Origin of the sequence: Pseudomonas sp. BF-R-26 (assembly GCF_019947395.1) — a bacterium.
Classification (GTDB): domain Bacteria; phylum Pseudomonadota; class Gammaproteobacteria; order Pseudomonadales; family Pseudomonadaceae; genus Aquipseudomonas; species Aquipseudomonas farris.
Window position 1 is genome coordinate 93,975 of the sequence record NZ_JAGYGK010000016.1, and the last position, 14,655, is coordinate 108,629.

A 14,655-nucleotide genomic window follows, 5' to 3' on the forward strand; every position below is an offset into this window, starting at 1 on the left:
ATCGCGGGCAAGCCCGCTCCCACAGGGGGCTGCGGCGTACACAACATCTGTACTCACCGCCAATCACTGTGGGAGCGGGCTTGCCCGCGATGGGGCCGGTGCAGGCGCTGAAGGTCTTCAGTCTTCTTTCTTCATCAACCCCGCCAACGCCGCAAACGGATTGTGTGTCGCTTTGGCAATCTTCGGCGTACTCAGCGAACCTTCATCGAAATACTGCTGATCGGTATAACGCGAGTGTTCATTGTCGTGGCAATACAGGCACAACAGCTCCCAATTCGAGCCATCCTGAGGATTGTTGTCGTGGTTGTGGTCGCGGTGATGCACGGTCAGTTCGCTCAGGCGCTTGCCGGAGAACTCACGGGCGCAGCGGCCGCACACGTGCGGGTACATCTTCAGGGCCTTGTCGCGGTAACCCATTTCCTTGTCGCGCTGGTTGTCGGCGAGGATGCGGTCCAGCTTCGATGTGTTGGTTGGGGTGGACGAACTCATGGGTTCACCTTTGTAAAAAGACTAGTGACGGTTATGACGTGAGTGTAGGGCCTGTCATCACTTATTTACTAGGCCGCGCCGGGTCTGCTGTGGCGCAGGGCAAGGCGCGAGGAGCGTGGTTTGGTCATTCCAAACGAGCTCCGAGCAACGCAGCCCTGCGCCACAGCAGACCGGCCCTTCGGGTTGTGCCTGAAAACGAGCCAGGCTGCGTTGCAGTCCTTGGCAAGGGAGCGACCATTACCAGCGGACTGCGCCTTGCCTGGCTCGTTTTCAGGCGCAACGCGGCCTAGTAAATAAGTGATGACAGGCCCACGCTCAGCCCTTGAGCTTCTCGGCAATCCAGATGGTGTGGCGGGTGCCCTTGTTGCCGTGGGCGAAGACTTGCACTTCCTCGGCCTTGAAGCCGGCTTTTTTCAGCTTGTCGGAAAACTGCCGGTCGGCGCTGGCCGACCACACCGCCAGCACACCTTTTGGCCGCAGGGCCTTGGCGCAGGCGCTCAGGCCTCCAGCGGAATAGAGCCAGCTGTTGGCCTTCTGGGTCAGACCTTCGGGGCCGTTGTCGACGTCGAGCATGATTGCGTCGAAACCTTGCGGCTCGGCTTGCAGCACCTTGGCCACATCTTCCATACGGATCACCGTGCGCGGGTCGAGCAGCGGGTTGCCGGCTTTCTCGCCCAGCGGCCCGCGGTTCCACTCAACCACACCGGGCACCAATTCGGCGACCACCACTTCAGCCGTCTTGCCCAAGTGCTTGAGCGCCGAGGCGAGGGTGAAGCCCATGCCCAGGCCACCGATCAATACTCGCGAATTCGGCCGGCCCGCGACCTTGCGGCAGGGGATTTCGGCCAGGGCATCTTCGGAGCCGTGCATGCGGGTGTTCATCAACTGCCCGCCGTCGCCACCCTGAATCTTGATGACGAAGTCCTCGCCGTATTCGAACAGGCACAGGGCACCGCCGTTTTCAGGGATGGGGGTGGTGTCGAGCAGAACGAAACGTTTCATGGGGCTCTCTTGAGGAGAAATTGATATACGGAGGAAGGCAAACACGCGCAGTTGGGAGTAGCCTGCAAAAAGACAACAAGGCCAACGGAGCCATTGATGAAGCGCACCATTCTAACGGTCATTGCCCTGGCCGCGCTCTCGATAACTGCAGTGCAGGCCCAGGAGCTGCAAACCATCCCCACCAGCCCCGTGCCGATGCCCGGCTCACCCGGCACCGCCACTCCGACGCCGTATCCGCAGATCACCCCGACCAGTGTGCCCAAGGCCGGTTCCGGTAGTGGCGGGCCACCGCTGTTGCCGCCGATCGAAATGCCCAATCCACCCAAGGATCAAACCCTGCCGGGCCTTGAGCCAAGCACGACGAAAATCAAAACGCCGGGCGGGTAGTGTCTGTTTTACAAATACTGTCTGTGAGACAAGACACTAAATCTGCTGCGAGAGCAGTTGCCCATCGGCCATGCGCAAGCGTTTGGAAAGGGAGACGGCGAGGGCGCGGATGATCTTGGCGGCGATTTTCGGCGCGTCGTTGAGCATCTTTTCCAGAGAGTCCTTGCCCAGGTTGAGCAACTGGCAATTGCTCGCGGCCACACAACTGGCTGAGCGCCGTTCACCGTCGAGCACAGCCATTTCGCCGAACGCCCGACCACTGCGCAAGGTGGCCATGGTCACCCGTTGCCCGTCGCTGTTGGTCTTCTGCACCGCGACCTGGCCGGTGTGGATGATGCACATGAAACTGCCGGCATCGCCCTCATGGAAAATCTCTTCGCCTTCGGGAATGGTGCTGATGCTGAAGTAACCCGAAGCCGCCACGAAGTCTGCCGGCAACAGTTGATCGAACAGGCCGCAGTCCATCAGCCAGTCGCGAATTTCGTTGTTCAGTAAGGTCGGTTCTGACATGTCGTCACGGTCTTTTTCTTGTGTCTGTGTCTGTGTCTGTTTCAGGCCTTAAGTCACCCATCATCCCCTGTGGGAGCGGGCTTGCCCGCGATGACGATGTCACAGCCAATGTTGATATTGAATGTGATGGCCTCATCGCGGGCAAGCCCGCTCCCACAGGAGATGTGTGTTGTCTCGGGCCCCGGTGTCTGGTGTTAAGACCGGTACACCGGGCCAAGTTCCTCAGGCGATGCCCAAAACCTTGAAAACAAATGCGTATTCGAGGGCTACGTCACGTAATCCCTGATAACGACCGCTCATCCCGCCATGGCCGGCACCCAGTTCAGTCTTGAGCAACAAGGCGTTGGTGTCGGTTTTGGTCGCGCGCAATTTCGCCACCCACTTGGCCGCTTCCCAGTACTGCACGCGACTGTCGTTGTAGCCGGCGATCACCAGCGTTGCCGGATAGGCTTGCGCAGTGACGTTTTCGTACGGGGCGTAGGCCTTGATCCGATCATAGACATCCGGTTCTTGCGGGTTGCCCCACTCGTCGTATTCCGTGACGGTCAGCGGCAGTTCCGGGTCGAGCATGGTGTTGAGCACGTCGACGAACGGCACTTCGGCAATCGCCGCAGCGAACAGCTCTGGCCGCTGATTGAGTACCGCGCCGATCAGCAAACCACCGGCGCTGCCACCGCTGATCGCCAGCTGCGATGGGCTAGTGAAGCCGTTAGCGATCAGGTGTTCGGCGCAGGCAATGAAGTCGCTGAAGGTGTTGTGTTTGTGTTCCTGCTTGCCGGCGCGGTACCAGGCTTCGCCCAGCTCACCGCCACCGCGTACATGGGCGATGGCAAAGGTCATGCCGCGATCCAGCAGGCTCAGGCGGGCGTGGGAGAACCATGGGTCGAGGCTTTCGCCGTAGGCGCCGTAGCCGTACAGATAAAGCGGCGTCGGCTTGCCGAGGAACTCGCGTTTGACCACAAGGCTGATCGGCACTTGCGTACCGTCCGGTGCCGTCGCCCAAAGCCGCTGGCTGACATACGCATCGGCGTCGAACAGGCCGAGCACCGGGGTTTCCTTGAGGACTTGTTGCTCGCCGGTGGTCAGAATCAGTTGGCGGATCTGCGCCGGACGGTTCAAGGCTTCGTAGCGCAGACGGATCCGGTCGCTGACAAATTCCAGGCTGTTCTGCACGTGCAGGCTGTAGGCCGCGTCCGGCAATTGCACGCGATAGGGCACCAAGTCCCGTGGGCGCACTTCGATGATCGGCAGGCCACCTTCGCGCAAGCTCAGGGTCATGGCCTCGGCGTTCAGGCTCATGCCTTCGAGCATCACCGTGTCGCTGTGGGGAATCAGGTTCTGCCAGTCGGCTTCGGTCGGCGCGACGCCGGTATCGGCGGCCTGGTACAGGGCGAAGTTGATACCGTCGCGGTTGGTGCGGATCAGCCACGTCCACTCGCCATCGAGTTTGCCGTGGTCGACATCGTACTCATGATCTTCGACCCGCGGCGCCAGGCAGGTAAAGGCCTGATGTGGCAGCGAAGCATCGAGCACCCAGACTTCGCTGGTGGTCTTACTGCCCAGCGACAACAGCAGTTGCCGTTCGGAGCTTGAGCGGTAGCAATGCAGGAAGAATCGGCCGTCTGGCTCATGAAACACTTCTTCGGCCGCGGTGCCGTCCAGCCGATAGCGGAACAGTTTGTGCGGGCGATGGGTGTCGTCGAGTTCGCCGAAAAACAGCGTCAGGCTGTCGTTGGCCCAGGTCATGCTGCCGTCGCAATCCTGGAATTCCAGTTCGCTGACGCGGCCGCTGGATAATTCCTTCACGAACAGCGTGTAAATCTCTTCGCCGCTGGAGTCGATGCTATAGGCCAGACGCTGGTGGTCCGGGCTGATACTGAACGCGCCCAGGGAAAAGAAGCCACCCTTGGCCAGCACGTTCGGATCAAGCAGCAGCAGTTCCTGGCTTTCGTCGATCTGCAGGCTGCCATCGACCGGACGCGGGCAGCGGTAGTGGCGGGCGTATTCGTCGCCAGCAGTGGTGCGGGTGTAATACAGGTACGGGCCCCAGGGCGAGGGCAGCGACAGGTCGGTTTCGAGAATCCGCCCCTTGATCTCTTCGAACAGGGTTTCGCGCAGGCCGGCCTGATCGGCGGTTTGTGCCTCTTGATAGCGGTTTTCAGCTTTCAGGTAATCGAGCACCGCGTCGGTGTCGCGCTCCTGCAGCCAGGCATACGGGTCAGAACCGTCGGCCTTGTGGGCAATCGGAGCGCTGGTGACGTTGGCGGATAGGGGCATGAATGGCTCTCGAACAATGTACGGAATAGGGGCTTCGCAACCTGTGGGAGCGGGCTTATGGTGAGGGGGCTTGTCTGTGGCGAGGGGGCTTGCCCCCGTTGAACTGCTCAGCAGTTCCTTTTTTGGGGCCGCTTCGCAGCCCAACGGGGGCAAGCCCCCTCGCCACAGACAAGCCTCCTCACCACACAAGCTCGCTCCCACAGGGTCTGTGTCTTGCCCGACTGGTATTGGGACAAGCCTGACGTGCGAAAAGTCGTTACTATAAGCGCCTCTTTGCCTGCCTTGCCATGGACACCATGACCGAGAACGACTATCTGATCGCTTGGGGCCTCTACGCCTTTGCCGCTTTAGGCTGCCTGTTGGTGTGGATGCGCATCACCCGCTGGATGTGGCGTTGGCTGCGTGAGCCGCTGCGGCTGCTGGTCGCGGTGTTACTGTTCAGCCCGACCATCATCGACCCGGTGAAAGAAAAGGTCGCCCCGGCCATTGCCATTACTGCCCTCGACTTGCTGTTCAAGGTCGGCAACAACGCCTGGCGCGCGGTTTCCGATCTGTTCATGTACGGCATGATTGTCTTCGGCATTTACCTGGTGTTCGTGGCCATCCGTTTTCCCATCGAGCGTGCCTCCAACGCTCGCAAGGAACAGGCGGCTGCCGCCAAGGCAGCGGCGCAGGCCGACGAGCCTGACGACGATCAGCCTTTCGGCGGTGCCGGCGATGATCGTTACGGCCGGCCACCGGTGCCGAGCAACCCTCAGCGTTCGCGGGTCGAACCGCGTCTGTAACCGTGCCCCTGTACTGAATCGAGAGTCCGAGCATGTGTGAGTTATTGGGCATGAGCGCCAATGTCCCGACCGATATCGTGTTCAGCTTCACCGGGCTGATGCAGCGAGGCGGCCGCACCGGGCCGCACCGTGACGGTTGGGGCATCGCTTTTTATGAAGGCCGTGGCCTGCGGCTGTTCCAGGACCCGGCGGCGAGCAGCGAGTCGGAAGTGGCGAACCTGGTGCAGCGCTATCCGATCAAAAGCGAAGTGGTGATCGGCCACATCCGCCAGGCCAACGTCGGCAAAGTGTGCCTGTCCAATACCCACCCGTTTGTGCGCGAGTTGTGGGGGCGCAACTGGTGTTTCGCCCACAACGGCCAGTTGGCCGATTTCAACCCGACCGCCAGTTTTTACCGCCCCGTTGGCGATACCGACAGCGAAGCGGCGTTTTGCGATTTACTCAACCGGGTGCGTGCAGCGTTCCCCGAGCCGGTAGAGATCGAAGCACTGTTGCCAGACCTGGTGGCCGCCTGCGCCGAGTACCGCAGCAAAGGTGTGTTCAACTGCTTGCTCAGCGACGGCGACTGGCTGTTCTGCTACTGCTCGAGCAAACTGGCGCAGATCACCCGCCGTGCACCGTTTGGCCCGGCGCGTTTGAAGGACGTCGATGTGATCGTCGACTTCCAGGCCGAAACCACGCCCAACGATGTGGTCACGGTGATTGCCACCGAACCCTTGACCGAAAACGAAACCTGGACCCGCTACGAACCGGGCCAATGGAGCCTCTGGCGACGCGGTGAATGCGTCAGCCAGGGCAAGACCGAATAAGGATCTCTCCCCCATGTTGCTCAGTTATCTACGGCTGGTGTTGTTCGCGGCGGGCCTGTTGATCGGTGTCCAGGTGCCTGGGTTCATCAGTGACTATGCCAAGCGGGTCGAGGCGCATCTGATTGAGGCGCAGACCGGTTTGAGCGGTTTTCAGGGCACTGCCAATCAGTTTTTCAAGGGTGACATGCAGGCGCTCGTGGCCCATTACCGTGCCAGCGAAGACCCGATCTTTCGCAGCGATGCCGACAGCCTGAGCACCTTGCTCACCCGTCAACTGGCCCTCGACAAGCAATTCCAGGCCATGCAGGGCCCGTGGTACATCCGCGTCCTGCAAGTGGCCTTGGCCGCCGACCCGGATATTCGCAAGGAAACCTGGAACGGCTACAGCTACCAGATCCTGCTGACGCCGGAAGCGATGATCTGGGGCATGAGCGGCGCGTTGCTGCTGTCGTTCGGCATTGAATGCCTGTTCCGACTGATCGACTGGGTGGTGCTGGGCGGCAAGCGTTTGCGCCAGAGCCGGCCGATTGAAGACCGGGATGTGCGGGGGCTGTAACCCTGTAGAGCCAACTTGCCGGCGATTGCCGCGACACGAATGCCTGGCAGATCGCATCGCTGGCAAGCTGGCTCCTGTTTTTACCAATCCACCGAGTAGCTCATGCTCAGCGTACGGCCTTCGGCGTTGGCATACGGCGCTCTGGCGTTGGCCTGGGTGAACAGGTTCTGGTACGTGCGGTTGGTCAGGTTGTACACGCCGCCTTCAAGACGACCGACCGGCAGTTGCACGGACCCGAGCAGGTCCACCAGCGTATAGCCTTCGATCTCGCGCCCGTTGTTGTCCTTGGCGGCGGCGTCGTAACTGGACAAATGCATGCCTTGCAGGCGCAGGGTGTAGTCGTCTTCGGTGTAGCCAACGAACAGTGTGGTCTTGGCCGGTGAGATGCGCGTAGCCGGCAGATCGATCCATTTGCCGTTCTGTTCGGTCTCGCCTTTGGCCCAGGCATAAGTGCCACCCACCGACCAGCGATCGGTGGCGCGGTAGGTCAGGCTGTTTTCGATGCCGCGAACCCGCTCTTTCTGGTTGATCAGGCACAATACGCGATCATTGGCATCGTAGAACTGGGTCACGTCCGAGGTGTTTTCGTACACGGTGACGTCGGCCTGCCACTGGTCCCAGTTACCGCGCCAGCCCAGCTCGTAACTGTCGACCTTGATGGCCTGGGCGTTGAGACTCTGGATGTCGAAGGTGCTGCTGACATCACGCATGAAGCGCTGGATATCCGGTAGCGAAAACCCCTGGCTGTAATTGGCGAAGACATCCTGGTTTTCACTCAGGTGGTAGACCGCCCCCAGGTTGTACAGAGTCGCATCGTATTTGAGGGTGTCGCCGGGCAGGGTTGCGCGTACGCCGGTCTGGACGATCTGACCATAAGCAATGCTGTCGGAGACGTCGCTTTCAATCCATTCGCGGCGCACACCGCCGCGCAAGGTCCAGTCACCGATGTCCCAGGACATCTGCCCGAACAGCGACTTGGTGGTGGTTTCGATGTCCGGGCCCAGCTCGTAGGTGGTGCCGGTCTTGGTGTAGTTCAGGCCATTGAGCCTGTATTGATCACCTCGTTGGCGAGAGCGCTCATTATCATAGTCGGCGCCCCAGACCAGATTGCCCGTGGCACTCCCGATCGCCGGCAGCGGCGTGTCGATGGCCGCGCGCAGGCCGTAGACATCCTGCACACTGTTGTTGTCGGAGATCCCGGCCCTGCCTCGCGACAGGTCCGGAAAGAACAACGCATCGGCGCGGCGCCAGTAGCTTTCCAGTTGCAGGCCCTGACCGTAGAAGTCCTTGTCGGTGTAGTTGAGGTTGACCGCCTGGTTATGGGTATAGGGCTGGTCGTCGAGTTTCAGCCCTTTGACCGCCACGGCTTCCTGCCGGTTTGTCGGGTCTTTTGTGTAGCCAGTGTCCTGCTGGTCCTTGTAGTCCTGCAGCGACAGGCTAAGTTTTTTGTCGGCATCCAGTTCGTAACCGAAACGACCTTGCAGGTCATAGGTTTCGGTGTCCATGTTGCTGCCCTGGGAAGTGTCCTGAGGGATGCGATTGCCGTTGCCATCGAACTGATCGTTACGCTGAGTCAGGTCGGCGGAGACGTACCAGTCCAGGGCATCCTTGCGCCCCGTCGCACTCTGAAAGGCTTCGTAGGCGAAGCCTTTTCGGTTGAGGTTGTTGCCGCTGGTCAGGCCCAGTTTGCTGCTGTAGGCAATATCCTGGCCCTGATTGCGCTTGGTGATGATGTTGATGATGCCGCCTGAAGCACCGGCACCGTAGATGCTGCTGGCGCCGGAAATCACTTCGATGCGTTCGATGCTGGCCGGGGCGATGCTGTTGAGCTGGCGGTAGTTATCGCGCGTGGCGTTCTGCGATACGCCGTCGATCAACACCAGCATGTTGCGCCCGCGCAGGGTCTGACCGAAGTTGCTCATCCCGCCGCTGGACGGCGCAAGGCCGGGGACCAATTGCCCGAGGATGTCGGAGACCCGGCGGCCCGCGCCGCTCTGCTCACGGACCTGCTGTTCGTCGATCACCTGGACCGAGCCCGGAATCGAAGCAATGCTCGCTTCACTGCGAGTAGCGGAGACGACGGTGGCTTGCATGTTCAAGGTGCCGGGCTGCTGCTCGGTATCCTCGGCCCAGGTCTGGGCGCTGAAGGTACCGAGCAGCGGGATCAGAAGGGAGAGCTTGGTTCGGATCATGACGTGGTCTTTTTTTAGTTGTGATAAGTGTGGGGAGATAAGGTCGAGCGGTCAGGCGTGGCGTTGAACGAGCGTACCCAGCGGATCCCGATGGCGGCGATGGCGTAAGTCAGCGCCACCAGCCAGAAGCTGTGAGCCAGGCCGACCAGGCCCATGCCGATCCCGCCAAGGACGACACCGAGCAGAGCGCCAGCCTTTGCCGCGCTGTTGCCCAGGCCGAGCGCGAAGCCCTGCTGGTTTTCGGAAATGGTGTTGGCGATCAGTGCATAGGCGACGGGCAGCAGGGCGCCTTGCCAGAGGCCCCAGACGAGGCGACTGACGAGAAACCCCAGCCATTCGTTGGCCAATGCCGTGGCCGCCAGCGTCAGGGCACACAGCCAGGCCACGCCTTCGATGACGCGCAAGGTGTGGGCCGGCTGCCAGCGGTCGAACAGGCGTCCCCACAGCGGTGCGGAAATGGCCAGGGTCGCGGCGCTCGCCGCGTAGGTGGCGCCGATCAGCCAGCTTGGGGCATGCAGAATGCTCGCGACGTACAGCGCGTAGAACGACTGCGGCATCATCTTCGCGGCCTGAATCAAGACGATCACCAACAGGATTCCACCGAGCCAGCCTTTGGGCAGGGCGACCGGTTCAACAGCTTTTTTCTTCGAGGTCCGAGCCTTGTCGGCCGGCAGGAAAAAACTCCCCAGTGCGCACAGCAGGCAAATCGCCGTCGCGCCATAACAGAGCAGGGCAAACCCCGAGACGTCCATCAGCCAGCCACCCAGTACTGGGCCGATCAATGAGCCGACGGCGGTGGCCGATTGCAGGCGCGCCAGGGTGTGACCACGTCTGGAACTGTCGCAGCAGGCCAAGGCATAGGCTTGCGCGGCAGCGAGAAAACCGGCCAATGCGCCTTGCATCACGCGAATACCCACCAGCAGCCACGGGTCGAGGGTGATCGCCGCCAACCCTTGGCACAGCGCGAGTGCCAACAACGCCCGAACAATCATCGGTTTGTGTCCGGTGCGATCCCCCAACCGGCCCCACATGGGCGTCAGGAGCATGGCCGCCAGCATCGGACCGGCATAGACCATCGCCGATAACAGCGCTGTGTAGCCGGCGCCCTCCGGCCCGAGCAGATGCTGGATCTGCAAGGGCCAGAACGGACCGCTCATTTCCATTGCGCCCATGGAGACAAACTGGATGACGATCAGCAGTCGCAAAGCGCGACCGTCAGCGAGCATGGATATTGGGTCGCAGCGGGTTACTCAGGCGTCCAACGATGTCGGCATGACTGTCTAGCAAGCGCATGCGCATGAACGATTTGGCGGGCCAATCCTGTTCCAGCAAGGCCCGGCGCTCGCTTTCCCAACGTGCCGGTTCAACGTGCTCGCGCAAGGTCTCGAAGCACTGCGCAACGTGCGATGCCAATCGCTCCCAAAGGATGCTCTCCGACACATTCCAGTGGCGGGCACAGAGCAACGTCAGCTCACCGAGATGGCACATGAAGGTGGTGTGCAGGAGTTTGTCACGGACAAAGCCGGAGTCGTCATACAGGGTCATTTTCGGATCGTGCAACTGGATATCCAGACCCTTGGCGTGCAGGGTTTTGCGATCGATACGAACGTCGCCGAAATCACGTAATAGCAGCCGATTCAACTGCCCGTCAGCACCCATCACCATGAAACTGTTTTGCTGATGCGCTTCGAACGCCACGCCATACATCAGGTAAATGCCCAGCAGACTCGGTACGGCAATCGACAGGTAATCATCGAAGAACGCCAACATGGCCTCGCTGTCGTCGCTGCCCTGAGCCAGTCTTACCCAATCACGCAGCAGCGGTTGTTCGAATTCGTTGACGGCGAACAGGCTGCCGACCGGCACCGCCAATTCGCCTTCTTGCAGGAGGGTAAGCGGGTTATCGCGATACAGCACAGCAACATGCCGGGAGCGCTCGTCATCGACCGGCAGTGGTGCGTAATGCACGCCGATGCGCTCGGGAACGATGTTCAGCAGACGCTGAATCTGCGGCTCCTGATCGAGAATATCCAATACCAGTTGGCTGATGCGCGGACCCATCCGGGCGGAGCGCGGCGACACGGTGCGCTGCACGCTGGTCAGTCGCAAAGCCACCGGAAGTTTGACCATCGGCGCCACGCGACTGGCCTGCGGCAGGACCGTGCGGAAAGACATGGTCGGGTGGCCGGTAAAAGCCACGATGTCAGTGACGATCAGCAGGTTGTCAGCGATCTCGTTGGCGAACGAATGTGGCAGCTCTTCATGGGCTTGCCATGGGTGCGACGGGAGCGGGAGGTAGTCCTTTGCATCCAGGCCCAGTTGCTGCAAATGGCGTTGCAATTGTTCGGCAGCCTGAGGGAAGTGACCTTGCCACCAGTCCCAGTAGTCGGTGGTGCCAGCCAGCGCTTCGACGTGTGCGTACTGGCGGTGCAGGGCGCACAGCACGATCGGAAAACTCGCTTCGAATTCTGGCGAGAAAGCGATGACCTGAGCGGCGCTCAAGCCCAGTTTGGTCTTGTAGTTCGGGTGCCACGGATGGCCGAGAGTGCCCCACTGTTCGAGCAATGACGTAGGGTTCTGGTGGCTGGGGCCGGCTTTGAGCCAAGCGAGCAGATTGTCGTCGTACTCGGTATCGATCTGCTCTCTCAGGCGCTCGGTCCATCCATGGTGAAACGCCAGGCACAGGGTGTCGTTGCTGAAGCTGTCATCCAGCTCCCGGGCCAGACGTTCCAGTACTTGCGGGGAGGCTGGCGGGTTGAGCTGAGTGCTGAGGTGTGCGAGCAGTTCGCTGGGCAACTGGATTTTTTGGGGCAGTCTGTCGGGAGTGTGCAGGACGATGCTGCCGCGTACGTCCCAGCTGTTCATTCTGCCGCCGGACAAGTGCTCGAAGCAAAGATGCGCGCCATCGCCAAGTGGCAGCCAGCAGCGGCTAGAGTCGTCGTATTCGCAGGTGTCAGGGTTGATCAGATCTTCACGAAACAGCGCCTGGATCAGGCGTTGGAAACAGCGTTGGGCGGCGGGCTCCAGCGCGTTGCTCAAATGATCGAGAGTGATGCGGTGGGACTGGAAAGCCTGAGTGCCAAGAGCTTCGCTCCAGTGAGCGAGCAATTGTTGCTGTTTTTGCGTATAGCCGCGCATCAGGTCCGACTCCTTCTGGACAATTGATTAGCTGAAAGCGCGCTGAGAATACCGGCTTGAAAAAATAATGCAAATGATAGTGGTTCATATTTAGAATTTGGGGGGTATCCTTCAGACTCAGGCCTGTGGTTTGCTCAAGACGATGTACTGCTCGCCCACTTTCTGCGCATAGCGCTCCACGACTTGCTGACACAACGCCACGATTTCTTCGACCCATTCCACGCCAACCCGCCACGAAACCACCACCTGCAAGTTCGGCGGCCGCTGATCGATGGCCAGCAAGGTCAATTCCCCACGCGCCAATTCTTCGGCCACCAGCACCGGCGGTAGCGCGCCAATGCCGAAACCGTCCCTCAGCAATCGGGTAATCGCCGACACTGAATTCACACAGTTCAGCCGTGGCGCCATGACCCCGTTGGCCTGCATCAGGCTCAAGATATCCTGATGAGGATGGGAGTTTTTCGAATAGGTGATGATCCGCTCCCGCGCCAGATCGGCGACACCTGAATACTCGCGGTTGTAGATGGAATTGCTGGCGACGATCCAGCCCATCGGATGACTGGCCAGCTCCAGACTACGTACGCTTTCCTGGCGCAGCAGGTCGGTTTGCAGGATCAGATCGAGAAAGCCTTTTTGCAGCTGATCGCAGAGGTTGAGCGCGGTATCGGCCACCAGTTCGATTTCCACTAGCGGGTAGTGATCCATCATCTGCGCCACCAACGGGCTGAGCCAGGTGTGGATCACGGTATCCATGACGCCGATCCGGACCCGCCCGACCTTACTCGAACGCGTCTCGATCGACTGCTTGAGCGCCTGCATTGTGTCCATCATCTGCTCGGCATATTCGAGCACCTTCAGGCCTTCGGGCGTCAGGCTCACGCCGCGAGAATCACGCAGGAACAGCTTCACCCCGAGCTCGCCTTCGAGCACGGCGATACGGCTGGAAATCGACGCCTGGGTGGTGAAGAGTTTGTCTGCCGTCAGGCGGAAACTCTTGAGGCGGGCGACCCAGACAAAGGTCTCGAGAAACTTCAGGTTCATGGGATCAGCTCTTGGGGCTTAGCCCGTCGGATAAGGTTTTCTTATGTCTAGGGCGGGTTTTTATTAGTTGGACGCAGCAGGGCCAGCAGCCCAAAAATCGGCACATCCGGTTCCCACGATAGGCGTCGTCGGGGCTCAGAACAATACCAATAAAATTTGCACGGAGACTTGCCATGAGTGCGCCCGACACCCTCGTTTCAAAAGCCACGGCTCGCCCGGGACCCTTCGATTGGTACCACAACATCAATAAGCAGGAACGTCGTACGTTCTGGAGCTGCAAGATCGGCTATGGCCTGGACGGCATGGACACCCAGATGCTCAGCTTCGTGGTGCCGACCCTGATTGCCATGTGGGGCATCACCACTGGCGAAGCCGGGCTGATTCACACCAGCACCCTGATCGCTTCGGCTATCGGTGGCTGGGTGGCGGGGATTCTCTCTGACCGCATCGGCCGGGTGCGCACCCTGCAACTGACGGTGCTCTGGTTCGCCTTCTTCACCTTCCTCTGCGGCTTTGCCCAGAACTACGAACAACTGTTGATCAGCCGCACGTTGATGGGCTTTGGTTTCGGCGGTGAATGGACCGCTGGCGCGGTGTTGATGGGCGAAGTGATTCGTGCCAAGGACCGTGGCAAAGCTGTTGGCATGGTGCAATCGGGTTGGGCGTTGGGTTGGGGGCTGACAGCGATTCTGTATGCGCTGCTATTTTCGGTTTTGCCGCCGGAAGACGCCTGGCGAGCATTGTTCATCCTTGGCATCGTGCCGGCGATTTTTGTGATCTTCGTCCGTCGCCTGGTCAAGGACCCGGAAATCTACCGCGAAGCCAAAGCCAAGGAAGAGCCAAGCAACCCGGCCAAGTTCTACGAGATTTTTGCCCCGGGCATCCTTTTCACCACGATCCGCGCTTCGATCCTGACCACCGGCGCGCTCGGCGGTTACTACGCGATCACTTCCTGGCTGCCGACGTTTCTGAAAAACGAACGGGGCTTGAGCGTACTCGGCACCGGTGGTTATCTGGCGATGGTGATCGTCGGGTCCTACATCGGGTACGTGATCAGCGCGTATTTGACTGACATCCTCGGTCGTAAAAAGAATTTCATTCTGTTCGCGGTCGGCTCGTTCACCATTGTTCTGCTGTACACCCAATTGCCGGTCAGCAACGGCGTGATGCTCTGGCTGGGTTTCCCCCTGGGCTTCTTCGCTTCGGGGATCTTCAGCGGCATGGGCGCGTTTTTGACTGAGCTGTTTCCGACGCGGATACGTGGCTCGGGCCAAGGTTTTTGCTACAACATCGGTCGGGCATTGGCGGCGTTGTTCCCGCTGTTGATCGGCTTGCTCAGCCAGAAGGTGCCACTGAGTGTGGGAATCGGGGCCTTCGCGGCGGTGTCCTACGGGGTAGTGATCCTGGCGGCCCTGAGCCTGCCGGAAACCCGTGGCAAGCAACTCGACGCTCAATAACCGAATATCCGG

General features: G+C 60.3%; 13 protein-coding genes. 5 read left to right on the forward strand and 8 right to left on the reverse strand.

Annotated elements, in window-relative coordinates; genetic code table 11:
* Positions 1-117: 117 nt before the first annotated feature.
* Positions 118-489, reverse strand: a complete 372-nt coding sequence (locus KGB18_RS23315) for a YajD family HNH nuclease (protein ID WP_007898702.1) — start codon at positions 487-489, stop codon at positions 118-120.
* 315 nt (positions 490-804) lie between these two features.
* Positions 805-1,491: a spermidine synthase gene (locus tag KGB18_RS23320; protein ID WP_007898703.1), complete on the reverse strand. Its 687-nt coding sequence runs from the start codon at positions 1,489-1,491 to the stop codon at positions 805-807.
* A gap of 96 nt (positions 1,492-1,587) precedes the next feature.
* On the opposite strand from KGB18_RS23320, the gene KGB18_RS23325 reads away from it, so the two are divergent.
* The gene (locus tag KGB18_RS23325) at positions 1,588-1,878 is read left to right on the forward strand and encodes a hypothetical protein (RefSeq protein WP_095920352.1); all 291 of its coding nucleotides are present in this window, start codon (positions 1,588-1,590) and stop codon (positions 1,876-1,878) included.
* A 36-nt stretch (positions 1,879-1,914) separates the two neighbouring features.
* On the opposite strand, the gene KGB18_RS23330 is transcribed toward KGB18_RS23325, so the two are convergent.
* A complete protein-coding gene (locus KGB18_RS23330) occupies positions 1,915-2,388 on the reverse strand; it encodes a cyclic nucleotide-binding domain-containing protein (RefSeq protein WP_123721922.1) in 474 nt (157 codons plus the stop codon).
* 222 nt (positions 2,389-2,610) lie between these two features.
* Complete coding sequence (locus tag KGB18_RS23335) at positions 2,611-4,665, reverse strand: S9 family peptidase (protein WP_123721921.1); 2,055 nt, start codon at positions 4,663-4,665, stop codon at positions 2,611-2,613.
* 287 nt (positions 4,666-4,952) lie between these two features.
* On the opposite strand from KGB18_RS23335, the gene KGB18_RS23340 reads away from it, so the two are divergent.
* Genes KGB18_RS23340 through KGB18_RS23350 form a run of 3 tightly spaced genes read left to right on the forward strand, consistent with a single transcriptional unit; the run spans position 4,953 to position 6,815 of the window.
* The gene (locus KGB18_RS23340) at positions 4,953-5,450 is read left to right on the forward strand and encodes an MFS transporter (protein ID WP_223570529.1); all 498 of its coding nucleotides are present in this window, start codon (positions 4,953-4,955) and stop codon (positions 5,448-5,450) included.
* A 32-nt stretch (positions 5,451-5,482) separates the two neighbouring features.
* The gene (locus KGB18_RS23345; protein WP_007898710.1) at positions 5,483-6,259 is read left to right on the forward strand and encodes a class II glutamine amidotransferase; all 777 of its coding nucleotides are present in this window, start codon (positions 5,483-5,485) and stop codon (positions 6,257-6,259) included.
* Positions 6,260-6,272: 13 nt separating this feature from the next.
* Entirely contained in the window at positions 6,273-6,815 is a 543-nt protein-coding gene (locus KGB18_RS23350; RefSeq protein WP_008067554.1) for a DUF2937 family protein, read from the forward strand.
* A gap of 80 nt (positions 6,816-6,895) precedes the next feature.
* On the opposite strand, the gene KGB18_RS23355 is transcribed toward KGB18_RS23350, so the two are convergent.
* The 4 genes from KGB18_RS23355 to KGB18_RS23370 all read right to left on the reverse strand — a co-directional run bounded on the left by KGB18_RS23355 (position 6,896) and on the right by KGB18_RS23370 (position 13,186).
* A complete protein-coding gene (locus KGB18_RS23355) occupies positions 6,896-9,007 on the reverse strand; it encodes a TonB-dependent receptor (RefSeq protein WP_223570530.1) in 2,112 nt (703 codons plus the stop codon).
* Positions 9,008-9,021: 14 nt separating this feature from the next.
* The gene (locus KGB18_RS23360; RefSeq protein ID WP_123721918.1) at positions 9,022-10,233 is read right to left on the reverse strand and encodes an MFS transporter; all 1,212 of its coding nucleotides are present in this window, start codon (positions 10,231-10,233) and stop codon (positions 9,022-9,024) included.
* Positions 10,223-12,145, reverse strand: a complete 1,923-nt coding sequence (locus KGB18_RS23365) for an IucA/IucC family protein (protein WP_223570531.1) — start codon at positions 12,143-12,145, stop codon at positions 10,223-10,225. The genes KGB18_RS23360 and KGB18_RS23365 overlap by 11 nt, the downstream gene beginning before the upstream one ends.
* Positions 12,146-12,262: 117 nt before the next feature.
* Positions 12,263-13,186 carry a LysR family transcriptional regulator gene (locus tag KGB18_RS23370; RefSeq protein ID WP_123721916.1) on the reverse strand — a complete coding sequence of 308 codons (924 nt, stop codon included), beginning with the start codon at positions 13,184-13,186 and terminating at the stop codon, positions 12,263-12,265.
* A 173-nt stretch (positions 13,187-13,359) separates the two neighbouring features.
* On the opposite strand from KGB18_RS23370, the gene KGB18_RS23375 reads away from it, so the two are divergent.
* Positions 13,360-14,643 carry an MFS transporter gene (locus KGB18_RS23375; RefSeq protein WP_223570532.1) on the forward strand — a complete coding sequence of 428 codons (1,284 nt, stop codon included), beginning with the start codon at positions 13,360-13,362 and terminating at the stop codon, positions 14,641-14,643.
* Positions 14,644-14,655: the final 12 nt, after the last annotated feature.

What these genes read in the sequence shown, in the direction of transcription:
- KGB18_RS23345 (WP_007898710.1), top strand. Translation starts at nt 5,483, where the DNA reads ATGTGTGAGTTATTGGGCATGAGCGCCAATGTCCCGACCGATATCGTG.
- KGB18_RS23365 (WP_223570531.1), bottom strand. Translation starts at nt 12,145, where the DNA reads ATGCGCGGCTATACGCAAAAACAGCAACAATTGCTCGCTCACTGGAGC.
- KGB18_RS23340 (WP_223570529.1), top strand. Translation starts at nt 4,953, where the DNA reads ATGGACACCATGACCGAGAACGACTATCTGATCGCTTGGGGCCTCTAC.
- KGB18_RS23375 (WP_223570532.1), top strand. Translation starts at nt 13,360, where the DNA reads ATGAGTGCGCCCGACACCCTCGTTTCAAAAGCCACGGCTCGCCCGGGA.
- KGB18_RS23335 (WP_123721921.1), bottom strand. Translation starts at nt 4,665, where the DNA reads ATGCCCCTATCCGCCAACGTCACCAGCGCTCCGATTGCCCACAAGGCC.
- KGB18_RS23325 (WP_095920352.1), top strand. Translation starts at nt 1,588, where the DNA reads ATGAAGCGCACCATTCTAACGGTCATTGCCCTGGCCGCGCTCTCGATA.
- KGB18_RS23315 (WP_007898702.1), bottom strand. Translation starts at nt 489, where the DNA reads ATGAGTTCGTCCACCCCAACCAACACATCGAAGCTGGACCGCATCCTC.
- KGB18_RS23350 (WP_008067554.1), top strand. Translation starts at nt 6,273, where the DNA reads ATGTTGCTCAGTTATCTACGGCTGGTGTTGTTCGCGGCGGGCCTGTTG.
- KGB18_RS23320 (WP_007898703.1), bottom strand. Translation starts at nt 1,491, where the DNA reads ATGAAACGTTTCGTTCTGCTCGACACCACCCCCATCCCTGAAAACGGC.
- KGB18_RS23330 (WP_123721922.1), bottom strand. Translation starts at nt 2,388, where the DNA reads ATGTCAGAACCGACCTTACTGAACAACGAAATTCGCGACTGGCTGATG.
- KGB18_RS23355 (WP_223570530.1), bottom strand. Translation starts at nt 9,007, where the DNA reads ATGATCCGAACCAAGCTCTCCCTTCTGATCCCGCTGCTCGGTACCTTC.
- KGB18_RS23370 (WP_123721916.1), bottom strand. Translation starts at nt 13,186, where the DNA reads ATGAACCTGAAGTTTCTCGAGACCTTTGTCTGGGTCGCCCGCCTCAAG.
- KGB18_RS23360 (WP_123721918.1), bottom strand. Translation starts at nt 10,233, where the DNA reads ATGCTCGCTGACGGTCGCGCTTTGCGACTGCTGATCGTCATCCAGTTT.